The organism is Bacillus proteolyticus (assembly GCF_001884065.1).
In the GTDB taxonomy this organism is placed as follows: Bacteria; Bacillota; Bacilli; order Bacillales; family Bacillaceae_G; genus Bacillus_A; species Bacillus_A proteolyticus.
The window spans coordinates 106,222-129,048 of the sequence record NZ_MACH01000116.1; the positions used below are offsets into that span (position 1 = coordinate 106,222).

The window sequence follows — 22,827 nt, forward strand, 5'->3', positions numbered from 1 at the left end:
GATCCCCCTTCTTACTAAAACGTAACAGCAAGTCGCGCATTGGCAACTTTATCCATTGGAATTTGGATTTCTTTTTTACGTGTTTTAATTGTTAATAGTAGTGTAATTGTAGTACCGTCGTAGGAAAGTAGCTTTCCTTCAAACATCTTCTCACCATCAATCGGCTCATATGTTTTAATTGCCACTTGTTTCCCTACCGCTTGCTGGAAGTCTTTCTCTTTCTTTAATGGGCGTTCCGCTCCAGGAGATGATACATCCAAAAAGTAAAGATGAGGAATTGGATCCTCTTTATCTAAAGCTTCGCTTAAACGTTCACTTACCGCACCGCATTCTTCAATGTCGACTCCCTTTTCAGAATCGATGAATACGCGTAAGAACCAGTCTTGTCCTTCTTGCACATACTCTACATCTACAAGTTCAAGATTTAACTCTTCAACGATCGGCTGCGCAAATGCTTCTACAACTTCTGTGACTTTCTTATCCATAAACAGCCTCCTTCCTGCCGCCATGTACCATTTACAAGAAAAGATCCCGTTCATTAAGACGGTCTATCTTATTCTTTCTCGTTAGCTAACAAAAGCCCCTGCCGTTAAGCAGGGAATATCTGTCTTAGTATTACCAAATTTAAGAAGTAAAACTTGTAACAAAATATGTATATACGACAGAAATATCTTTACTATCCCATAAATAAAATGTAGATAGTAACACGAAAGAGTGGGTTTCCCCACTCTCTTTTTCACAAAATATACATGACATGGTTATCTCGGTTTATAGTATACCATAGCAAATATTGATTTGCAAAGACTTTTCCTACCTGTTAGAACAGTGATAATTGGTTTTGATCCGGTAAATCTCCTAGACAACCTTGACTATCTAAATACTCAATAATTGTTTTTGAAACCTTACTGCGCTGCTGTAAGTCTTCTTTTGATAGGAAGTCTCCATTTTTACGTGCTTCTACAATACTTAAAGCTGCGTTTGTACCAAGACCAGGCACTGCATTAAATGGAGGAATTAATGAGTCTCCATCAATAATAAATTCTGTTGCATGCGAGCGGTATAAATCAACCTTTTGGAATGAGTATCCACGTTCACACATTTCAAGTGTCATTTCTAGTACAGTTAATAAACTCTTCTCTTTCGGCGCTGCATCCAATCCTTTTTGAGCGATTTCGTCAATTTTTACGCGTATGGATGCTGAACCTTTCGCCATCGCTTCTACATCAAAATCATCTGCACGAACTGTAAAATATGCCGCATAGAATAAAAGTGCAAAATGCACTTTAAAGTATGCGATACGTACAGCCATAAGTACGTAAGCAGCCGCATGGGCTTTAGGGAACATGTATTTAATCTTCTTACATGAATCAATATACCAACCCGGTACATTATTATTTTTCATGTCCTCTTCCCATTCTTCCGGTACACCTTTACCTTTACGAACTGACTCCATGATTTTGAAGGCTAATGATGGATCTAAACCTTGATAAATTAAATATACCATGATGTCATCACGACAACCGATAACTTCACTCAGTGTACAAGTACCATTATAAATTAACTCGTTTGCATTACCGAGCCATACGTCAGTACCATGTGATAGTCCAGAGATTTGGACTAACTCTGAGAATGTCGTTGGTTTTGTCTCTTCTAACATTTGTCTTACGAATTTCGTACCAAACTCTGGTATACCAAGTGTACCTGTTTTACAGTTGATTTGTTCTTCCGTTACCCCTAACGATTCTGGACCAGAGAAAATTTTCATCACTTCTGGATCATCCGTTGGTATTGTTTTTGGATCAATACCACTTAAATCTTGTAACATACGAATAACGGTCGGGTCATCGTGTCCTAGTATATCAAGTTTTAATAAATTATCATGAATTGAGTGGAAATCAAAGTGTGTTGTTCTCCACTCAGCCCCTATTGAATCCGCCGGAAACTGTATTGGTGAGAAATCAAAGATGTCCATGTAATCTGGCACAACGATAATACCACCTGGATGCTGTCCAGTTGTACGTTTTACACCCGTACATCCTGAAACTAAACGATCAATCTCTGCATTTCGAATCGTTAAATTATGATCATTTGCATAACCTTTTACATATCCATAAGCAGTTTTTTCCGCAACCGTACCAATCGTTCCAGCACGATATACATAATCTTCACCAAACAATACTTTCGTATAGTTATGGGCACGTGGTTGGTATTCCCCAGAAAAGTTCAGATCGATATCGGGCACCTTATCTCCTTTAAATCCAAGGAACGTTTCGAACGGAATATCGTGGCCATCTTTTACATATGACACATTACAGGTTGGACAGTCTTTATCTGGCAAGTCAAAACCAGAACCAACCGAACCGTCATTAAAGAATTCTGATTGCTTACACTTTGGACATACATAATGTGGTGGTAATGGGTTTACTTCTGTAATTTCCATCATCGTTGCAACAAATGATGACCCTACCGACCCACGCGAACCTACTAGATAGCCGTCGACTAACGATTTTTTCACAAGCTTATGCGAAATTAAATAAATAACGGCGAATCCATGTCCAATAATACTTTTCAATTCTTTTTCCAAACGAGCTTCTACAATTTCCGGTAGCTCTTCACCATAAATGCTACGCGCCATTTTATAACTCATATCACGCGTTTCATCATCGGCACCTTCAATCTTCGGTGTGTATAAATCATCTTTTACTGGATGAACATCACCAATTAACGATGCAATCTTTTGTGTATTCGTTACTACAATTTCTTTCGCTGTGTCTTCACCTAAGAATGAAAAACACTCTAACATTTCATCTGTTGTACGGAAATGTACAGGCGGTAATGAATGACGATTTAATGGATTTGCTCCACCCTGCGAACTGACTAAAATTTTACGATACATTGCATCCTCTGGTTCTAAATAATGCACGTTCCCTGTAGCAACAACTGGTTTGTCTAACGTCTCACCTAGCTTTACTAAGTTAGAAATAATTGTTTTTAATTGTCCTTCATCTCTAACAAGTTCACGTTCTACTAAATGACGTAACACCTCTGGAGGCATAACCTCAATATAATCATAAAACTGTGCAATTTCTTCTACTTCTTCAGGTGCTTTTTGCATCATCGCTTCAAACACTTCACCTTTATCACAAGCCGTTCCAACTATAATACCTTCACGATATTTTTTTAATAGTGATCGTGGCACACGTGGTACACGGTAAAAGTAATTAAGATGAGAATATGAAACAAGTTTATATAAGTTCTTCAATCCAACGTCTGATGTAGCAAGTAATGTCATATGACTTGGGCGCCCTCGTTTATATGCATCCCCTTGTCCCATACTATCGTTTAATTGATCGTGATATTCAAATCCCTTTTCAATCACATCTTTTAACATTTTTACAAGTAAATATCCCGTTGCTTCTGTATCATAAATCGCACGGTGATGTTGTGTTAATTCAATATCGAGCTTTTTACACATCGTATTTAATCGATGGTTTTTCATTTCTGGGAATAAGAACCGTGCAAGTTCTAACGTATCAACAACTGGGTTTTTCGTTTTTTCTAGCCCTGCTTTTTTAAAGCCTACGTTAATGAATCCCATATCAAAGCTTGCGTTATGAGCAACAAGAGTATGGTCACCCATCCATTCCTCAAACTTTTTAAATACTTCGTCCACTTCTGGCGCATCAGTTAACATATCATCTGTAATACCTGTTAATTCAATAATTGTCGCAGATAATGGTTGATGCGGATTTGCGAAAGATTCAAAGCGGTCAATAATTTCGCCACCTTTTACCTTTACAGCAGCTAACTCAATAACTGTATCATATACAGCCGATAAACCTGTCGTCTCAACGTCGAAAACAACATACGTTTCCTCTGCAAGTAGACGATGTGCTTCGTTATATGCTATCGGTACACCATCATTAACTAAATTAGCCTCTACACCATATATAACTTTAACCCCAGCCTTTTTACCCGCAGAATATGCCTCTGGGAAAGACTGAGCAACGGCGTGATCTGTAACTGCAATTGCCTCATGCCCCCATTTCCCTGCTTGAGCAACAAGCTTAGAAACAGGAGTAACAGCATCCATTTGGCTCATCGGTGTGTGAAGGTGCAGCTCTACACGTTTTTCGCCTTCTGGCGCTTTATCTTTACGTGAAGGACCTGTTATTTCATTAATATCATTTGCAATCATTACTAAATCTCGAACAAACGTATCATTTTGGACAGAACCACGCGCTTTCACCCACATTCCTTTTTTCAAGGATTGCAGCATCGGAATATCTTCTTTGTCACGTGAGAACATTTTTATCATAATAGAATCTGTATAATCCGTTATTTTTAAAGTTAATAACGTACGTCCACTACGAAGCTCTTTTGTTTCTACATGGAAGACATACCCTTGAACTGTTTTTCTTCTTTCTTCATCTTGAATTTCTCGCATCGGTGTAATCTCTTCATCTGGCTTAATAAGATACCCGAGTGTGATCGGCCCTTCATGCACAACGCTACTTTCTTCAGCTTGCTTCTTCGCCATTTCTTCCATAGCTTGTATTACACGCTCTCGGTCTTCTTGCTGAGTTTGCTCACGAAACTTTTGCATTTCTTCTGTATTTTGCTTTATATGTGTGTCTAGCTGAAAACGTGGGAATCCAAAAGCTTCATATTGATCACCTACTGGTTTCGCAACATTTTTCTTTAAAGCAGTAGATTCAAGATCATTATTCACATTTATTAGCAGCTTCACGCCATTAACCTGCGGAAGTTGCTTCTTTAAGTACGCAAACATAGGTGAAAATGTAATTCGTTCCGTACAAAGCGGCCAATACGCCTTTACTTCTTCTTCTGTAAATTGTTTATTCTCTGTTTCTAATGCAAATGTTGTTCTTGCAATATGAGAAAATGATTGCTTAAGCTTCGTTTCTAGCAATTCATATAATTCTGTCGGCAAAATACGTGGCACTTGTAAATCAAAATGCCAACTTTTATTCGCTTTATCAATAACTAGCCTTTCAATACCACCGCCATGTAAATATTGATTTATAAGGTCTTCTGGTATTTGCAACTGTTGGAGCAAAATTTGAAATCGCTCTTGTTGTTCATTTGTTAATGACATAAGCACTCTCCTTCCATTTGCTATTATAAATTGAAACGTACTACAAAGAAAGATTTCTCCCTTCTTCTTTTACAAAATACGTTTACAAAGAAAGAGAAGGTACCTCGTAACGAGGTACCCCTTCTTATTTTAAAATATTAGCAATATATGTTTGAAGTTCTTCTACTTTCACTTCTTCAGATTCGCCTGTAGCACGTACTTTCACTTCTACAATACCTTCATCTGCTTTTTTACCCACTGTGACACGAACTGGAAGACCGAATAAATCTGCATCTGCAAATTTCACACCTGCACGTTCTGCTCGATCATCTAGTAATACTTCGTATCCTTGTTCTTGTAATGAGCTGTAGATATTTTCACCCATTTCACGTTGTACATCAGATTTCATATTTACTGGAATTACATGCACATGGAATGGTGCGACAGCTTTTGGCCAAACTAAACCGTTCTCGTCATTGAACTGTTCTGCAATGGCTGCCACTGTACGAGATATACCAATGCCGTAACAACCCATAATAAGTGGTTTTGTTTTCCCATTTTCATCTAGGAACGTTGCTTGCATTGCCTCACTATAACGAGTTCCTAATTTGAACACATGACCAACTTCAATTCCGCGTGCGAAAAGAATTGTTCCATTTCCATCTGGAGATTGGTCTCCTTCTTGGATGAAGCGTAAATCTGTATATTGACTTACTTTAAAGTCACGTTCTGGATTTACATTTACATAATGGAATCCTTCTTCATTCGCTCCTGAACATCCGTTTACAATTGATGCTACAGCATGGTCAGCAATAATTTCTACATCGCCTGTCACACCAATCGGTCCTAATGAACCAATTTCACAATTTAATAACTCTTTTACTTCTTCATGGGAAGCAAGTTCAACAACTGAAGCGCCGTATACATTTTTCACTTTTACATCGTTTACTTCATGATCACCACGAACAAGTACAACTACTAATTTCTCATCTACTTTAAATACCATAGACTTAATGCATTTTTCCGCTGCAATATTTAAGAATGCAGATACTTCTTCAATAGCCTTTTGATCTGGTGTTGCTACTTTTTCAAGTGCCTTTTCTTCTTCGTCACTCTTTGTATACGTTGCTACAACAGGAGCCATTTCGATGTTTGCTGCATAATCAGATGTATCAGAGTATGCGATTGTATCTTCCCCAACATCAGATAATACCATAAATTCATGTGTATCTTTTCCGCCCATTGCTCCAGAATCAGCAATAACCGCACGGAAATTCAAACCACAACGAGCAAAAATGTTAGAGTATGCTTTGTATAAGCGATCGTACACTTCATCTAAGCTCTCTTGTGTAGCATGGAAAGAGTATGCATCTTTCATTAGAAACTCTCTTCCACGTAATAAACCGAAACGAGGTCTTTGCTCATCACGGAATTTTGTTTGAATTTGGTATAATGTTAACGGCAATTTTTTATATGATTTCACTTCATCACGCACAAGATCCGTAATTACTTCCTCATGTGTCGCTCCTAATGCAAACTCACGAGAGTTACGATCTTTCATACGCATTAATTCAGATCCATAAGAATACCAACGACCTGACTCTTGCCATAATTCTGCAGCTTGCATAGCCGGCATTAATAATTCTACAGCTCCTGCGCGCTCCATTTCTTCTCGAACGATACGTTCTACTTTGTGTAATACTTTTAAACCAAATGGTAGAAAACTATAAATACCAGAAGCATTTTGACGCATAAAACCTGCGCGAAGTAATAGTTGATGACTCTTAATTTCAGCATCAGCTGGAACTTCACGTAATGTAGGACTGAATACCATACTTTGTTTCATATATTTGCACCTCTTCATTTTACTCTTATACGCAGTAAAACCCCTCACCTCGAATTAGGTGAGGGATTTCATTCTACGAGCTCTATTTCATTATAAGTTTCATTCTATTTTACAAGAAAAACTTACGAATGTCATTCCATGTTACAACTAACATTAATAACATTAATAATGCAAAACCAATAAAGTGAACCATTCCTTCTTTTTGACGGTCAATTGGTTTCCCTCGTAACGCTTCAATTAAGAAGAAGAATAAACGTCCACCGTCTAAAGCTGGAACTGGTAATAAATTAAATAAACCAAGGTTAATACTTAATACTGCTGCTAAATTTAATACACGCGTAAATCCATAATCTACAACTTGATCTGTAAGATTATAAATTCCTACTGGACCTGACAACTCATTAATAGAGAATTGACCAGTTACTAATTTCACAAGCGACTCAAAAATTATTTTTGTCCATTGGTATGTTTGTTCAAAACCTGATTTAATAGAACCCATTACTGTTTTCTCTACTGGAGTGTAAACACCAATTCTACCCACTTCTTCTTTACCATCTTTATCGAGTGTTGGCGTTACTTTCACATTAAGCTGTTCATTATCACGCTTTACGTGTAACGTAATTTCTTTATTCGGGTTTGCACGTACAATGGTAACAACATCTTTCCATGTACTTGTGTTTTTCCCATCAATTGCTTGAATTGTATCATTTTCTTTTAATCCAGCTTGCTCTGCAGCACTATTCTCCATTACTTTTCCGACCATTGGCTTGTCAATAGGAACCCCTTGTACAAATCCAAGAATCACAAAAATAACAAATGCTAAAATGAAGTTCATTGCAGGACCCGCAAAGATTGTTAAAGCGCGTTGCCCCAGTTTTTTTGAGCCAAATTGTCTATTATACGGAGCGATTTGAATTTCTTCTCCCGCAGTAATAATACGAGCCTTTTCATTCACACGGAACGTTTGAAGATCTTCCTCGTACTCTTCATAGCCCGAAATTGTTAGATTATGCTCTAAATCAGCTTGTTCGACTTCAATGACACGAACATTTGGATACTTTTCATACCCATCAAAAACTAATTTCACAACTTCGTCTTTTTCATTTAGTACAAGGCCAACCTTTTTGCCGGGCTTTAACTCAACTGTGTCTGCATCCTCGCCAGCCATTCTTACATAGCCACCAAGGGGCAGTAATCGAATCGTATACACCGTTTCATTCTTTTCAAATGAGAATATTTTCGGACCAAAACCAATTGCAAACTCGCGGCATAAAATACCTGCTCTTTTTGCGAAATATAGATGTCCTAGCTCATGGAAAAATACGAGTGCACCGAAAATTAATATAAAGGCAATCGCTGTATTCAATTCCATAACCACCTTTGCTAAATTTGTTCCATCACAAACCGTCTTGTGGCTGCATCAATTTCCAGAATTTCCTCTAAGCTCGGTCGTGCAATAACATTGTGATGGTGCATTGCTTTTTCAATGAGGTCTTCCACTGTTAAGAAACCAATTCTCTTTTGTAAAAAAGCTTCAACAGCTATCTCATTGGCTGCATTCATTACAGCTGGCATACTTCCACCTGCTTTCCCAGCTTCATACGCAAAACGTAGGCAACGGAAACGTTCTTGATTCATTTTCTCAAAATGCAATGTTCCCATTTCCCATAAATTTAACTGTTTTGTGTCTGAAAGAGGTAATCTGTCAGGATATGTAAGTGCGTATTGAATTGGTACTCGCATATCCGGTGAGCCAAGCTGCGCCATTACACTACGGTCTTCAAATTCAACCATAGAATGGATAATACTTTCTTTATGTAAAACAACATCAATTTGCTCGTAAGGGATACCAAAAAGCCAATGTGCTTCAATTACTTCTAGTCCCTTATTCATCATTGTAGCAGAATCAATTGTAATTTTCGAACCCATTGACCAGTTTGGATGTCGAAGCGCATCTTCTACGGTCACATGATGCAATTCATCCCTCGTTTTATCACGGAAACTTCCACCAGAAGCCGTTATAATGAGTCGAGAAATTCTTTTTTCATTTTCACCATTCAAGCATTGAAAAATAGCTGAATGTTCACTATCTACTGGAAGTAACGAAACGTTATGTTTTCGTGCCGCTTCCATTACAAGATGCCCTGCAGTTACTAACGTTTCTTTGTTTGCAATTCCAATTGTTTTTTTCGCCTCAATTGCACGCAGTGTTGGTAACAACCCTACACTACCTACAACAGCATTTACTACAATCTCCGCATCTGGATGTAATGCTACTTCTAAAAGCCCTTCACTACCATATACAATTTTTGTATTACCAGAAACAGCTTGTAATTTTAAAACATCTTCTTCTCTTTGCACAGAGACGATTTGCGGAGAAAATTCTTGAATTACCTTTACTGCGTAGTCAATGTTTTTCCCTACAGAAAAAGCAACGAGACGGAATTGGTCTGGGTGCGAGCGTAATACATCTAAAGTTTGTGTACCGATTGATCCGCTTGCACCTAATAAACTTATGTTTTTCATGACTCCAACCCCTCGTTCATTTATTAATTATATTGTAATAAAAAATAGAGAATTGGTAAAACAAATAACCAACTATCTGTTCGATCTAATATTCCACCATGTCCAGGTAAAATTGTACCTGAATCCTTTACACCATAATGGCGCTTAAATGCAGATTGCACTAAATCACCAATTTGTCCAAAAATAGAAATGATAATCGTCAGAACGATTAAAATCCCTACATTCGCTTCAACCGGGAAGAACATATTGTACACAAGTGCAACAACAATTCCACAAACGATTCCGCCTAATGAACCTTCAATCGTTTTATTTGGACTAATTTCCGGCCACAATTTTCTCTTTCCTACTGCTTTCCCTACGAAATATGCGCCTGAATCAGTAGCCCATATAACAAATAATGCGCAAAACACATATTTAATTCCTAATATTCTCGTTTCATTTAAATATAAGAATCCCATTGCCACATATGTCGTTGCCATTAGTAAAAAGGAAGCATTATCAAAAGTAAATGTATTCTTAGAAAGGACTGTATATGATAAAAGTAATAAAACAATCACAAATGTGATTTCTAATTTACCTAATCCAATCCACGTAAACAGTTCTGATGCACTACTTGGGATTAAAATAATCCACAATAATATTGCAGCTAAAACTGTTGGTACTGAAATAATCGTAAGCTTATTCATACGAATTAATTCATATAAACCTATAGAAGCAAGTGCATACACTAAAACCGTAAAAGGCACGCCACCGTAAATTACGATGGGAATGAATAGCGCGGCAGCAATCACTCCAGTAATAATTCTCTGTTTCACTACCAAACCCTCTCTTTCTACACGCCTCCGAACCTGCGCCCTCTATGCTGAAAATCTGTAATCGCATTTAGCAAATGTTCTTCGGTAAAATCTGGCCAATACACATCTGTAAACCAAAATTCCGAATAAGCAATTTGCCATAACATGAAATTACTAATACGTAGCTCTCCGCTTGTACGGATTAACAACTCTGGATCAGGTAAAGAATTCGTCATTAAGTAAGAAGAAATCATTTCTTCACTTATTTCTTCAGCACGAATTTTCCCTTCCTCACTATCTTTCATCATATGTTGCACAGCAGAAACGATTTCATCTCGACTTCCATAGTTTAACGCGAAATTAAGAATTAATCCCGTATTCTCTTTCGTATCTTCCATGGCTTTTTCCATCGCTCTGCGCGTATGCGTAGGAAGACGATCTTGTTGCCCTATTACTCGGACTTGTACGTTTTCTTCAATTAATTCTGGCAAAAATGTACCTAGAAATTCCTCTGGAAGCTTCATCAAATAATCAACTTCCTTTTTCGGTCTTTTCCAGTTCTCAGTCGAAAAAGCATAAAGAGTTAATACTTTCACACCAAGCTTACTTGCAAATTTTGTTATTTTTTTCACAACTTGCATGCCTTCATGATGTCCAGCAATGCGAGGCATCGCTCTCCTCTTTGCCCATCTTCCATTACCATCCATAATGATGGCAATATGTTCTGGGATATATCCTTTTTTCACTTCTTCAATGAGATGATCAAACGATGTGACCTTTTTACCTTTAAAAAAAGGAAACTTTTTAAACATCATTCATACCCTCCAACAAGCAGACGTATGCCTAAAAGTGTAAAAAGACCCCCTTAAGAAGAGGGTCATATTTGCGAAGTTATCGCTATTACACTTCCATGATTTCTTTTTCTTTGTTTTTTGCGATTTCGTCAACTTTTGCAATATATTTGTCTGTTTCTTTTTGGATATCTTCAGTATATCCTCTTAAATCATCTTCTGTAATATCTCCAGCTTTTTCAAGCTTCTTAAGATCGTCATTACCATCACGACGTACGTTACGAACAGCTACTTTTGCTTCTTCAGCATATTTTTTCACAACTTTAACAAGATCACGACGACGCTCTTCTGTTAATGCAGGGAATGCAATACGAATTACAGTTCCATCATTAGAAGGATTTAAGCCTAAATCTGCTTTTAAAATTGCTTTTTCGATATCACCGATAGAAGTTTTATCATAAGGCTGAATTACAAGTAAACGTGCTTCTGGAACTGTGATGTTCGCTAATTGCACAACTGGTGTTGGTGCACCGTAGTAATCAACTTGTACCTTATCTAATACAGATGAGCTTGCACGACCAGCGCGAACTGTTGCTAATTCACGAGAATACGCTGCAACTGCTTTTTCCATTTTTTCATTTGAAGACTTCAATACTTGTTGTCCCATATTTATTTCCCCCTTACAACTGTTCCAATATTTTCGCCTAAAACGGCACGTTTAATGTTACCTTTTTCCATAACCGAGAATACAATTAATGGAATATCGTTATCCATACATAAAGAAGAAGCTGTAGAATCCATTACACCTAAACCTTCTTTTAATACATCTAAGTAAGTAAGTGTTTCGTATTTTGTAGCTGTTGGGTCAATAGATGGATCCGCACTATATACGCCATCCACATTATTTTTCGCCATTAAAATAACGTCCGCTTCGATTTCCGCTGCACGTAATGCTGCCGTTGTGTCTGTAGAGAAGTACGGATTACCTGTACCTGCGGCAAAGATCACAACACGTTTTTTCTCTAAGTGACGAATCGCTTTACGACGAATGTAAGGCTCTGCAACCTGACGCATTTCGATTGAAGTTTGGACACGAGTTTGAATACCAATGTTCTCTAAGCTATCTTGAAGAGCTAATGAGTTCATAACTGTTGCTAACATACCCATGTAATCTGCTCCAGCACGATCCATTCCCATTTCACTTCCGATTTTTCCACGCCAAATGTTTCCGCCACCAACAACAACAGCAACTTCTACATCAAGTTCTGCAATTTCCTTCACTTGTTCTGCAACTGATTTAATAACAGCTGGGTTAATTCCAAATCCTTGTTCGCCAGCTAACGCTTCTCCGCTTAGCTTTAATACGACACGATTATATTTCGGTTTACTCATAATGAACCTCCAATTGCTTACATCTTTATTTTAAAAAAGGGAACACAAAGTGTTCCCTAATCTGTATTAGTTGCTACCTTTTACTTGGTTCATTACTTCTTCAGCAAAGTTGTCTTCGCGTTTTTCGATACCTTCACCAACAGCGTAGCGAACGAATCCTTTTAATGTTCCGCCTTTAGACTCAACGAACTGACGAACTTTCATATCAGGGTTTTTAACGAACGCTTGGTCAAGTAAGCAAATTTCTTCGAAGAATTTGCCAAGACGGCCTTCAACCATTTTTGCAACGATTTTTTCAGGCTTGCCTTCGTTTAAAGCTTGTTGTGTTAATACTTGACGCTCATGCTCAACTTCTTCAGCTGTTACAGCATCGCGGTCGATGTATTTAGGGTTAACTGCTGCGATGTGCATTGCTACATCTTTAGCAGCTGCTTCGTCAGTAGAACCTTCAAGAACTGTTAATACACCAATACGTCCACCCATGTGTAGGTAAGCGCCAAATGCATCAGCATCAGTTTTTGATACGATTTCGAAACGACGAAGTGTAAGTTTTTCACCAATTTTAGCGATTGCTTCGTTGATGTGCTCTTCTACTGTTTTGCCGCCTTCGATTGTTTGAGCCATAGCTTCTTCAATGTTAGCTGGTTTGTTAGCTAATAAGTGAGCAGCTAATTCTTTAATTAATGCTTGGAAACCTTCGTTTTTCGCAACGAAATCAGTTTCAGAGTTTAATTCTAAGATTAAACCTTCGTTACCGTTTGTTTCGATGAAAGTTAAACCTTCAGCAGCGATACGGTCTGCTTTTTTAGCAGCTTTCGCAATACCTTTTTCACGTAAGAAGTCAATTGCTTTCTCCATGTCGCCATTAGTTTCAGTTAAAGCTTTTTTGCAGTCCATCATACCTGCGCCTGTTTTTTCACGAAGTTCTTTTACCATTTGTGCAGTGATTGCCATGTTTTTCATCCTCCTAAAATATGTATTTATACCTTTTAAAAAGGTGTTTATACCTTAAAAAAGGTGATAAAAGGCCGAACCCCTTATCACCTTTCCAAATTTGTTACGCAGTAACAGTTTCTTCACCTTGTTTTGCTTCAAGGATCGCGTCTGCCATTTTAGATGTAAGAAGTTTTACAGCACGAATTGCATCATCGTTTGCTGGGATAACGTGATCGATTTCGTCTGGATCACAGTTTGTATCAACGATACCGATGATTGGAATGTGTAATTTGCGTGCTTCAGCAACTGCAATACGCTCTTTACGAGGGTCTACTACGAATAATGCACTTGGAAGACCTTTCATATCTTTAATACCGCCTAAGAATTTCTCAAGACGCTCTAACTCTTTTTTAAGTTGAACAACTTCTTTCTTAGGAAGTACTTCGAAAGTACCATCTTCTTGCATTCTTTCGATGTCTTTAAGACGCTTGATACGCTTTTGGATTGTTTGGAAGTTTGTTAAAGTTCCACCTAACCAACGTTGGTTAACGAAGTACATACCAGCACGAGTTGCTTCTTCTTTAATAGCTTCTTGTGCTTGTTTTTTAGTACCTACGAATAAGATGTCTCCACCTTCAGCAGCGATGTCACGCATCGTTCTGTAAGCTTCCTCAACTTTTTTCACAGTTTTTTGTAAGTCGATGATGTAGATACCGTTACGCTCTGTGAAAATGTAACGCTTCATTTTTGGGTTCCAACGACGAGTTTGATGTCCGAAATGAACACCAGCTTCAAGCAATTGCTTCATAGAAATTACTGACATAATTTAGTTCCTCCTAAATGGTTTTTGATATCCTCCGTTTACTTCAACTCTAAGCGAAACTACAAACGTAGCACCAACACTTAAATCAGTAAACGTGTGTACTTTGTACTGACACCACTGCTTACTATATCATACTGAAATATTACAATCAAGTCGAAAATGCGAACAATGTAAAACTTTCTTTTTTTCACGCTCGAATTCTAGTATTCCCAACCTTCACTTCCTTTAAGCAAGGCGGTGAAGGTTAATTAATAGTTTTCTAATGAACGTTGTCATGACGCCTTACGTAAGCAAAATCATTCTCTTAAAAAAACAAAAAACTCTCCTCAACCGAGGAGAGTTTTTATATAAATTAGTTTGTTTTTAATTTAGCAAGTTCCTGTAGAAACTTGTCGTTTAGCACTTTAATGTATGTTCCTTTCATACCTAAAGAACGAGACTCAATAACACCAGCACTTTCTAATTTACGTAGTGCATTTACGATTACAGAACGAGTAATTCCTACGCGATCAGCAATTTTACTTGCAACAAGTAAACCTTCTGTTCCATTTAATTCTTCGAAGATGTGCTCAATTGCTTCTAACTCACTGTAAGATAATGAGCTGATCGCCATTTGAACAACAGCTTTACTACGTGCTTCCTCTTCGATTTCTTCTGCTTTTTCACGTAAGATTTCCATACCTACAACAGTTGAGCTGTACTCAGCAAGGATTAAATCATCATCTAAGAACTCTTGACCAAGACGAGCTAATACTAATGTACCTAGACGCTCACCGCCACCAACGATTGGTACGATTGTAGTTAAACCTTGACCGAATAATTCTCTGTTTTCTACCGGGAATGCTGTATAAGCACTGTTCACATCTAAGTTTGAAGATGTTTCTGTAATGTTGAATAAGCTTTGTGTATATTCTTCTGGGAACTGACGCTCTGCAAGCATTTGTTTCATACGCTCGTTTTCGATTTGTTGGTGAATTGCATAACCTAGTAATTTACCACGACGACTTACAACGAACACGTTTGCTTCAATTACTTCACACATTGTGTCAGACATTTCTCTAAAGTTTACAGGCTTCCCTGCTGCGCTCTGTAATAACGCATTTAATTTTCTCGTTTTTGCTAATAATTCCATTTCAAAAGTTCCTCCTACATGTTACTTACATATTTTTTCATCACTTGGAAACTAGGGCGAGTCACCTGATGACACTATTACAAAATAAACTGGCTCACATCTTTATTTTTAGCAATTGTTGCTAATTTCTCCTCAACGTATTGAGGTGTTATCGTTATTTTCTCTAACGTAATTTCAGATGCTTCAAACGATAAATCTTCAAGGAGTTTCTCCATAATCGTATGAAGTCTTCTTGCTCCAATATTATCTGTATCCTGATTAACTTGATAAGCAATCTCAGCAATCTTACGAATAGCTTCGTCTGAAAATTCAATTTCTATACCTTCAGTCGCTAATAATGCCATATATTGTTTAATTAACGCATTGTCAGGCTCGATTAATATTTTAACAAAATCGTCTGTCGATAATTTTGTTAATTCTACTCGAATCGGAAATCTCCCTTGCAATTCCGGAATTAAATCCGACGGTTTAGACATATGGAACGCTCCAGCTGCAACGAATAAAATATAATCCGTTTTTACTGATCCGTATTTTGTCGCAACATTCGACCCTTCTACAATTGGTAAAATGTCACGTTGCACACCTTCACGTGATACATCTACGCTATTCGACTGCTTACCAGCAATTTTGTCAATTTCATCGATAAAAATAATCCCGAGCTGTTCAGCACGATAAACAGCCTCTTGTGTAACTTCATCCATATCAATTAAGCGCTGTGCCTCTTCATTTGTCAAGAGTTTTCTCGCTTCTTTTACAGAAAGTTTACGTTTTTTCGTTTTTTTCGGCATAAAACTTCCTAATGCATCTTGGAAATTCATACCCATTTGTTCCATACCCGTTCCTTGTAACATATCAAACATTGAAGACTGTTGCTCAGTCACTTCAATCGATACAATTTCTTCTTCAAGAAGTCCTGCAGCAAGTTTTCTTTCCACGTCTAGACGTTTCTTTTCGATTTCAGCATCTTCCTGTGCATCAGATGTTTGATTCGAATTTTGAGCACCGCCAAAAAGCATTTCTAACGGGTTTTTAAATCCAGATTGCTTCTCCGGACTCGGCACTAAAATTTCAACAAGACGTTGATTCGCTTGCTCTTCTGCTTTATCTTGAACTTTCACTACCATTTCTTCTTTTACGATGCGAACTGACGTTTCCACAAGGTCACGTACCATCGACTCTACATCTCTACCCACATATCCAACTTCTGTGAATTTCGTAGCTTCAACCTTAATAAAAGGTGCTCCAACGAGTTTCGCCATTCGTCGTGCTACCTCTGTTTTCCCAACACCTGTCGGTCCAATCATCAAAATATTTTTAGGTGCTATTTCATCACGTAAATTTTCAGCTAATTTACTACGACGGTATCGATTTCTCAACGCTACAGCAACCGCTTTCTTTGCATCTTTTTGACCGATGATGTATTGATCTAATTTTTCCACAATTTGGCGCGGAGTAAAATGTAAATGCATATAAAATGCCTCCCTTACGATTCTACAATTCTTCAACAATTATGTTGTGATTCGTATAAACACAAATATCTCCAGCAATCTCTAAACTCGCTTTCGCAATTTGTTTCGCTGTTAAGTGTTCACTTGCATATTGCTTTAAAGCACGACCTGCAGAAAGTGCATAATTCCCACCTGATCCAATTGCTAAAATACCATCATCCGGTTCAATCACTTCTCCTGTACCTGAAACAAGGAGCATAGTTGTTTTATCCATGACAATGAGCATCGCTTCTAGCTGACGTAACATTTTATCGCCACGCCATTGTTTTGCCATTTCAACAGCAGCACGCTGCAAGTTGCCATTATACTCTTCTAATTTTCCTTCAAACATTTCAAAAAGAGTAAATGCGTCAGCAACTGAACCTGCAAAACCAGCTAAAACTTTACCTTGGAAAAGTTTGCGAACTTTACGAGCTGTATGTTTCATTACAACAGCATTTCCCATTGTCACCTGGCCATCTCCAGCCATTGCACATTCTCCATTATGATGAACTGCAAATATCGTTGTAGCGTGGAAATTCCCCATAGAAAAAACTCCTTTATATGTTTTTATAGCTTTAATAGCAATTTATGCCCGCGGGTGATGCTTCATGTAAACAGAACGCAATCTTTCTTTAGAGACATGCGTATAAATTTGTGTCGTCGACAAATTTTCATGACCTAACAGCTCCTGTACAGTACGTAAATCCGCCCCCTCATCTAACATGTGTGTAGCAAATGTATGCCTTAACATATGGGGACTTATCCGCATTGTCAATGAAGCCTTCTTAATGAGTTCGTTTAATACATAACGTACACCCCGACTTGTTAGCGGCGTACCTTTCGCATTTAAAAATACCATATGAGAGTGTTCTTCAGTCTTGTTAGCTAACTGTTTTCTCCCGTTCTCTATATAAGTAATTAAAGCATCTTGTGCATAACTTCCGAACGGAATATACCTTTGTTTTTTTCCTTTTCCCATCACTAAAATTGTTCCCACTGCGAAGTCAATATCGGTAAGTTGTAAATTGGTACATTCACTCACACGGATCCCAGTTGCATACATCAACTCTAATAACGCTTGATTCCTTTGACCTAGCGGTGTTTCCGTATCAGAAACTTCAAATAATTCCTCTAATTCTTCAGCATATAAAAACTTTGGGATTGACAATTCTTTTTTGGGGAGTGACGCAAGTGCAAACGGATTATCTTTCCGATAACCTTCACGCATCAAAAAACGATATAAACTTCGTAAGCTTGATACTTTTCTTGCGACAGATTTACGGGCTAACTTTTCATCGTGCAACGTTGTTAAGTACAAACGAACATCCGCGTATGTAACATCTAAAAAAGAGGATATGCCTTCTCGCTCCATAAATTGCACAAAATGTTCTAAATCATTTTGATAACTTGCAATTGTATATTTTGAATAATTTCTTTCAATTTGTAAATATCCAACGAATAATTGTAACAATTTCTTCACATTCACATAATTCACCTCAATAAAGGCTACTAAATCGTATCACAACTTAGTAGCCTTTGCAAGAAATTTAACTAAATATTTACAAAATTTTGAATTGTTTCTAAAGCGCGTGTTGCATATGCTTCATTTCGTTCTGCTTTCTTCTTAATTTTCTTCTCCAACGGCGCAAACAAACCGAAGTTTGCATTCATTGGTTGGAAGTTTTTCGCATTTGTCGCAGTAATATAATTCGCCATACTTCCCATTGCAGTTACAGGTGGTAACACAACCGGTTCTTCACCTTTCACAAGTCGAGCAGCGTTAATACCCGCTAGTAATCCTGACGCCGCCGATTCAACATATCCCTCTACTCCAGTCATTTGACCAGCGAAGAATAAATCATCACGTTGTTTATATTGATATGTTGGACGAAGCAAGTTAGGTGAATTAATAAACGTATTACGATGCATTACACCGTAGCGTACAATTTCTGCGTTCTCCAGTCCTGGAATTAACTGTAACACTTCTTTTTGTGGTCCCCACTTTAAATGCGTTTGGAAACCTACAATATTGTATAACGTTCCCGCTGCATCATCTTGACGTAACTGAACAACAGCATATGGCGTTTTCCCTGTTTTCGGATCTTCTAATCCAACAGGTTTCATTGGTCCAAATACTAGCGTCTGTCTTCCTCTGCTTGCCATAACTTCCACTGGCATACAACCTTCAAAGAAAATTTCCTTTTCAAATTCTTTTAAAGGTACTGTCTCAGCAGCAATTAAAGCTTCATAAAAACGATCAAATTCTTCTTCTGTCATCGGACAGTTTAAATATGCCGCTTCCCCTTTATCATAACGAGACTTTAAATATACTTTGTTCATATCAATGCTGTCTTTTTCAACGATTGGTGCTGCTGCATCGTAGAAATAGAAATAATCTTCACCTGTTAGTTCTTTTAATTGTGCAGAAAGATCAGGAGACGTAAGTGGACCTGTCGCAATAATAGTTGGTCCTTCTGGAATTTCAGTGATTTCTTCATTCATAACAGTTACGTTTGGATGATTTTTCACATACTCAGTTACTTTTGCTGCAAATTCATGACGATCTACAGCTAAAGCCCCTCCTGCTGGTACAGAACACTCATCAGCTGCACGAATAATAACAGAGTCCATTAGGCGCATTTCTTCTTTAATAACCCCAACAGCATTCGTTAATGTATTCGCACGAAGCGAGTTACTGCATACTAGTTCCGCAAATTTATCTGTGTGGTGAGCTGGCGTTTGTCGTACCGGCCTCATTTCATATAATTTCACTTGGACACCACGTTTTGCAATTTGGTAAGCTGCTTCGCTTCCTGCAAGACCTGCGCCAATGACGTTTACTACTTGTGTTGTCATATATATCACCTTTCCTTTTCTTCCCGAAAAAAATGTGAGCAGTTACGCTCACATTTGTTGTTCTTCTTCATAATCACACGAAATACATTGTACTTGCACGCCTTTTTTCAACTTCTTCTCTACAAGCATACCTTCGCACTTCGGACATTTACGGCCAATTGGCTTATCCCAAGATACAAAGTCACACTCTGGATACGTACCGCACCCATAGAAAAGACGTTTCTTTTTATTACTTCGACGTTCAATAATTTGTCCTTTATCACACTTCGGACAAGTAACACCAATTTCTTTCACAATCGGCTTTGTATTACGACAATCTGGGAAATTCGAACATGCCATAAACTTCCCGTATTTACCCATTTTAAAGACCATTGGGTGCTCACATAATTCACAGTCTTCCCCAGCTGGTTCATCTTTAATTTCCACTTCACGCATTTCTTTTTCCGCTTTTTCTAAGCGCGGTTCAAATCCTACGTAGAAATCATCAACAATTTTCACCCAATTTGCATTTCCTTCTTCTACTTCATCAAGGCTTTGCTCCATGTTGGCAGTAAATTCAATGTTAATAATTTCTGGGAAAAACTCTAAAATAAGTTCGATTACTATTCCACCAAGCTCAGTCGGAACGAAGCGTTTATTATCTAAACCAACGTATCCTCGTTTTTGGATTGTTTCAAGTGTCGGTACATAAGTAGACGGTCTCCCAATTCCAAGCTCTTCAAGTGTCCTTACTAGACGAGCCTCTGTATAACGCGGCGGAGGCTGTGTGTAATGTTGCTTCGGTTCTATATCTTTTGAAAATACAGTTTCCCCTACTTCTAAAGGTGGCAACATTTTATCTTTTTCTTCCGCACCATCATCTTTCGACTCTACATACACTTTCATAAATCCTGGGAACTTTACAAGCGATCCACTTGCACGGAACTGAACATTATTATTAATGAGTCTCGCTGTAACAGTATCCATTATAGCAGATGCCATTTGACTTGCAACAAATCGCTCCCAAATCAGTTTATACAAACGTAATTGATCACGACCTAAGAAACTTTTTAGTTCCTCTGGCTTTCTCATTACCGAAGTAGGACGAATCGCCTCATGCGCATCTTGTGCATTCGACTTTTTCGTTTCTTTCTTCTTCTCTGTCCCTATGTATTCCGCACCAAACGACTCTGTAATATAAGTACGAGCCTCTGTTTGAGCTGTTTCTGAGATCCTTGTTGAATCGGTTCTCATATACGTAATAAGACCTACAGTCCCTTGTTTTCCAAGATCTATCCCTTCATACAATTGCTGTGCAAGCATCATTGTTTTCTTTGCTCGCATATTTAATTTACGTGCGGCTTCTTGTTGCAAGGAAGATGTTGTAAACGGTAATGCTGGATTACGCTTCCGCTCTTTTCGCGTTACATTTTCAACCGAAAACGCATTATCTTTCATCTTTTCGATTATTTCGTTCACTTGTTCTTCGTTCGTTAATTGAACTTTTTCACCATCTACACCGTAAAAGCTTGCTTCAAATGTGTCTTTACCTTTCACAAATTCTGTTTTAATTGTCCAGAATTCTTCAGGTTCAAAGTTTTGAATTTCTCTTTCACGTTCGATAATTAAACGAACTGCTACAGATTGTACGCGTCCTGCACTTAATCCTTTTTTTACTTTCTTCCATAATAAAGGACTAATATTGTAACCAACAAGACGATCGAGTATACGCCTTGCTTGTTGCGCATCTACTAAATCCATATTAATTGCCCGAGGATGTTTAAATGATTCTTTTATTGCATCTTTTGTAATCTCATTAAATACCACTCGGCAATCTGATTCAACGTCCACATTTAACGTATTTGCTAAATGCCAAGCAATTGCTTCCCCTTCGCGGTCTGGATCGGCCGCGAGATAGACTTTCTTTGCTTTTTTTGCCGCTGATTTTAAATCTTTTAAAACGGGACCTTTACCACGAATGGTAATATACTTCGGGGTGAAGTTATTCTTTACTTCTATCCCCATTTGGCTTTTAGGTAAATCGCGAACATGTCCCATGGACGCAACGACTTTGTATTTTTTCCCTAAATATTTCTCAATGGTCTTCGCCTTAGAAGGCGACTCCACGATTACGAGGTAATCTGACATGCTAGTGCCTCCTTAAGAGGTGGATTCAAGTCTTCATCAATCTTATTGATTTCTCTTGTTTTTGTCAATCAAGAATGAATATACCATACAGTGACAATCTACCATTTGTCAATAATTGTTTAATAAAAACATAAAAATATATGGCTAATTTATAATTTCCTCCAGGATATCCTCTGCATTTCGTACTAATTTTGCACCTTGTTGAATAAGATAATTCGTTCCTGATGCACTATCTATAAATATTGGTCCAGGAAGGGCAAATACCTCTCTATTTTGCTCTAATGCAAGGTCTGCAGTAATAAGTGATCCACTTCTTGATTTTGCTTCTACAACTAAAACCCCTTTACTTATTCCACTAATAATTCGATTTCTTTTTGGAAAATACCATTTTTTCGGTGCATAATGCGGCGGATACTCTGTCAATAACAATATATAGTCTTTCCACGTGTCATATAACCGTCTATTCTCTTTCGGATACATATAAGATAATCCATGTCCTAAGATTGCAATAGTCGGGCAATGCTGACTTACTGTGACTTCGTGAGCAATCTTATCTATCCCTTTTGCAAACCCACTAACAATAAGCCACTCCTTTTCAAGTAAAGGGTGTAAAATAAATTTCATACTCTTCTTTCCGTATAAAGACGGATCTCTCGTCCCAACAATCGCTAATTTATTTACTTTACTAAGAAAATCCCTCTCCCCTTTTCCATATAAAACAAAAGGAGGATCTTGTATTTCTCGCAATAATTTTGGATAATCCTCATCCCATATAGTCATATAAAACATTCGATTTTTTTCTAAATAGGAGATATATTGTGGGAGACTTGCATTCTGAAGAAAATTTACTAGTTCTGAAGATTTTTTCGAAGATATTCCAGCGTAATATTCAAATTGCTCTGCACTAAAAGTGTACATCCTATTCAATTCCGGATCAACATATAGTATCCTCTCCATCGCTTTCCAATGATCCGCCAACACGTAATGTAGGTGCAATAATCGTTCTCTTTTCATCT

18 protein-coding genes are annotated in these 22,827 nt (G+C 37.8%); all 18 read right to left on the reverse strand.

The genetic code is table 11. The annotated features are described in order from the left end of the window. Window positions 1–14: 14 nt before the first annotated feature. Window positions 15–485 (reverse strand): ribosome maturation factor RimP, encoded by a 471-nt coding sequence (gene rimP, locus BAQ49_RS20050; RefSeq protein WP_000359098.1) that lies wholly within the window; start codon window positions 483–485, stop codon window positions 15–17. A gap of 332 nt (window positions 486–817) precedes the next feature. Beyond that, the gene (locus BAQ49_RS20055) at window positions 818–5,119 is read right to left on the reverse strand and encodes a PolC-type DNA polymerase III (RefSeq protein WP_071746779.1); all 4,302 of its coding nucleotides are present in this window, start codon (window positions 5,117–5,119) and stop codon (window positions 818–820) included. 124 nt (window positions 5,120–5,243) lie between these two features. Then, window positions 5,244–6,944: a proline--tRNA ligase gene (locus tag BAQ49_RS20060; protein WP_071746780.1), complete on the reverse strand. Its 1,701-nt coding sequence runs from the start codon at window positions 6,942–6,944 to the stop codon at window positions 5,244–5,246. Window positions 6,945–7,053: 109 nt separating this feature from the next. Beyond that, a complete protein-coding gene (gene rseP, locus BAQ49_RS20065; RefSeq protein WP_071746781.1) occupies window positions 7,054–8,310 on the reverse strand; it encodes an RIP metalloprotease RseP in 1,257 nt (418 codons plus the stop codon). A gap of 17 nt (window positions 8,311–8,327) precedes the next feature. After that, window positions 8,328–9,470 carry a 1-deoxy-D-xylulose-5-phosphate reductoisomerase gene (dxr, locus tag BAQ49_RS20070; protein ID WP_071746782.1) on the reverse strand — a complete coding sequence of 381 codons (1,143 nt, stop codon included), beginning with the start codon at window positions 9,468–9,470 and terminating at the stop codon, window positions 8,328–8,330. Window positions 9,471–9,493: 23 nt separating this feature from the next. Next, a complete protein-coding gene (gene cdsA, locus BAQ49_RS20075) occupies window positions 9,494–10,285 on the reverse strand; it encodes a phosphatidate cytidylyltransferase (protein ID WP_071746783.1) in 792 nt (263 codons plus the stop codon). A gap of 17 nt (window positions 10,286–10,302) precedes the next feature. Further along, window positions 10,303–11,079: an undecaprenyl pyrophosphate synthase gene (uppS, locus tag BAQ49_RS20080; protein WP_071746784.1), complete on the reverse strand. Its 777-nt coding sequence runs from the start codon at window positions 11,077–11,079 to the stop codon at window positions 10,303–10,305. Between the two features lie 85 nt (window positions 11,080–11,164). Next, window positions 11,165–11,722, reverse strand: coding sequence for a ribosome recycling factor (gene frr / locus BAQ49_RS20085; protein WP_000531504.1), 558 nt, complete (start codon window positions 11,720–11,722; stop codon window positions 11,165–11,167). 2 nt (window positions 11,723–11,724) lie between these two features. Continuing rightward, complete coding sequence (gene pyrH, locus BAQ49_RS20090) at window positions 11,725–12,447, reverse strand: UMP kinase (RefSeq protein WP_000042662.1); 723 nt, start codon at window positions 12,445–12,447, stop codon at window positions 11,725–11,727. Window positions 12,448–12,513: 66 nt separating this feature from the next. Next, on the reverse strand, window positions 12,514–13,401 hold the full coding sequence (gene tsf, locus BAQ49_RS20095) for a translation elongation factor Ts (protein ID WP_001018584.1): 888 nt from the start codon (window positions 13,399–13,401) through the stop codon (window positions 12,514–12,516). A 103-nt stretch (window positions 13,402–13,504) separates the two neighbouring features. Next, window positions 13,505–14,206, reverse strand: a complete 702-nt coding sequence (gene rpsB, locus BAQ49_RS20100) for a 30S ribosomal protein S2 (protein WP_000111485.1) — start codon at window positions 14,204–14,206, stop codon at window positions 13,505–13,507. 352 nt (window positions 14,207–14,558) lie between these two features. After that, window positions 14,559–15,338: a GTP-sensing pleiotropic transcriptional regulator CodY gene (codY, locus tag BAQ49_RS20105; RefSeq protein ID WP_000421290.1), complete on the reverse strand. Its 780-nt coding sequence runs from the start codon at window positions 15,336–15,338 to the stop codon at window positions 14,559–14,561. A 77-nt stretch (window positions 15,339–15,415) separates the two neighbouring features. Continuing rightward, complete coding sequence (gene hslU / locus BAQ49_RS20110; protein WP_071746785.1) at window positions 15,416–16,807, reverse strand: ATP-dependent protease ATPase subunit HslU; 1,392 nt, start codon at window positions 16,805–16,807, stop codon at window positions 15,416–15,418. 22 nt (window positions 16,808–16,829) lie between these two features. Then, complete coding sequence (hslV, locus tag BAQ49_RS20115) at window positions 16,830–17,372, reverse strand: ATP-dependent protease proteolytic subunit HslV (RefSeq protein ID WP_000526272.1); 543 nt, start codon at window positions 17,370–17,372, stop codon at window positions 16,830–16,832. Window positions 17,373–17,414: 42 nt separating this feature from the next. Beyond that, a complete protein-coding gene (xerC, locus tag BAQ49_RS20120; protein WP_071746786.1) occupies window positions 17,415–18,314 on the reverse strand; it encodes a tyrosine recombinase XerC in 900 nt (299 codons plus the stop codon). Window positions 18,315–18,379: 65 nt separating this feature from the next. Next, window positions 18,380–19,684, reverse strand: coding sequence for an FADH(2)-oxidizing methylenetetrahydrofolate--tRNA-(uracil(54)-C(5))-methyltransferase TrmFO (trmFO, locus tag BAQ49_RS20125; protein ID WP_071746787.1), 1,305 nt, complete (start codon window positions 19,682–19,684; stop codon window positions 18,380–18,382). A 48-nt stretch (window positions 19,685–19,732) separates the two neighbouring features. After that, complete coding sequence (gene topA / locus BAQ49_RS20130) at window positions 19,733–21,811, reverse strand: type I DNA topoisomerase (protein WP_071746788.1); 2,079 nt, start codon at window positions 21,809–21,811, stop codon at window positions 19,733–19,735. A gap of 144 nt (window positions 21,812–21,955) precedes the next feature. Beyond that, the gene (gene dprA / locus BAQ49_RS20135; RefSeq protein WP_071746789.1) at window positions 21,956–22,825 is read right to left on the reverse strand and encodes a DNA-processing protein DprA; all 870 of its coding nucleotides are present in this window, start codon (window positions 22,823–22,825) and stop codon (window positions 21,956–21,958) included. Between the last annotated feature and the right edge of the window lie 2 nt (window positions 22,826–22,827).

Bases quoted from the DNA above. Each gene is read 5' to 3' on its own strand.
- rimP (WP_000359098.1), bottom strand. From the start codon at position 485: ATGGATAAGAAAGTCACAGAAGTTGTAGAAGCATTTGCGCAGCCGATC.
- BAQ49_RS20055 (WP_071746779.1), bottom strand. From the start codon at position 5,119: ATGTCATTAACAAATGAACAACAAGAGCGATTTCAAATTTTGCTCCAA.
- BAQ49_RS20060 (WP_071746780.1), bottom strand. From the start codon at position 6,944: ATGAAACAAAGTATGGTATTCAGTCCTACATTACGTGAAGTTCCAGCT.
- dxr (WP_071746782.1), bottom strand. From the start codon at position 9,470: ATGAAAAACATAAGTTTATTAGGTGCAAGCGGATCAATCGGTACACAA.
- uppS (WP_071746784.1), bottom strand. From the start codon at position 11,079: ATGATGTTTAAAAAGTTTCCTTTTTTTAAAGGTAAAAAGGTCACATCG.
- frr (WP_000531504.1), bottom strand. From the start codon at position 11,722: ATGGGACAACAAGTATTGAAGTCTTCAAATGAAAAAATGGAAAAAGCA.
- pyrH (WP_000042662.1), bottom strand. From the start codon at position 12,447: ATGAGTAAACCGAAATATAATCGTGTCGTATTAAAGCTAAGCGGAGAA.
- tsf (WP_001018584.1), bottom strand. From the start codon at position 13,401: ATGGCAATCACTGCACAAATGGTAAAAGAACTTCGTGAAAAAACAGGC.
- rpsB (WP_000111485.1), bottom strand. From the start codon at position 14,206: ATGTCAGTAATTTCTATGAAGCAATTGCTTGAAGCTGGTGTTCATTTC.
- codY (WP_000421290.1), bottom strand. From the start codon at position 15,338: ATGGAATTATTAGCAAAAACGAGAAAATTAAATGCGTTATTACAGAGC.
- hslU (WP_071746785.1), bottom strand. From the start codon at position 16,807: ATGCATTTACATTTTACTCCGCGCCAAATTGTGGAAAAATTAGATCAA.
- hslV (WP_000526272.1), bottom strand. From the start codon at position 17,372: ATGGGGAATTTCCACGCTACAACGATATTTGCAGTTCATCATAATGGA.
- trmFO (WP_071746787.1), bottom strand. From the start codon at position 19,684: ATGACAACACAAGTAGTAAACGTCATTGGCGCAGGTCTTGCAGGAAGC.
- topA (WP_071746788.1), bottom strand. From the start codon at position 21,811: ATGTCAGATTACCTCGTAATCGTGGAGTCGCCTTCTAAGGCGAAGACC.
- dprA (WP_071746789.1), bottom strand. From the start codon at position 22,825: ATGAAAAGAGAACGATTATTGCACCTACATTACGTGTTGGCGGATCAT.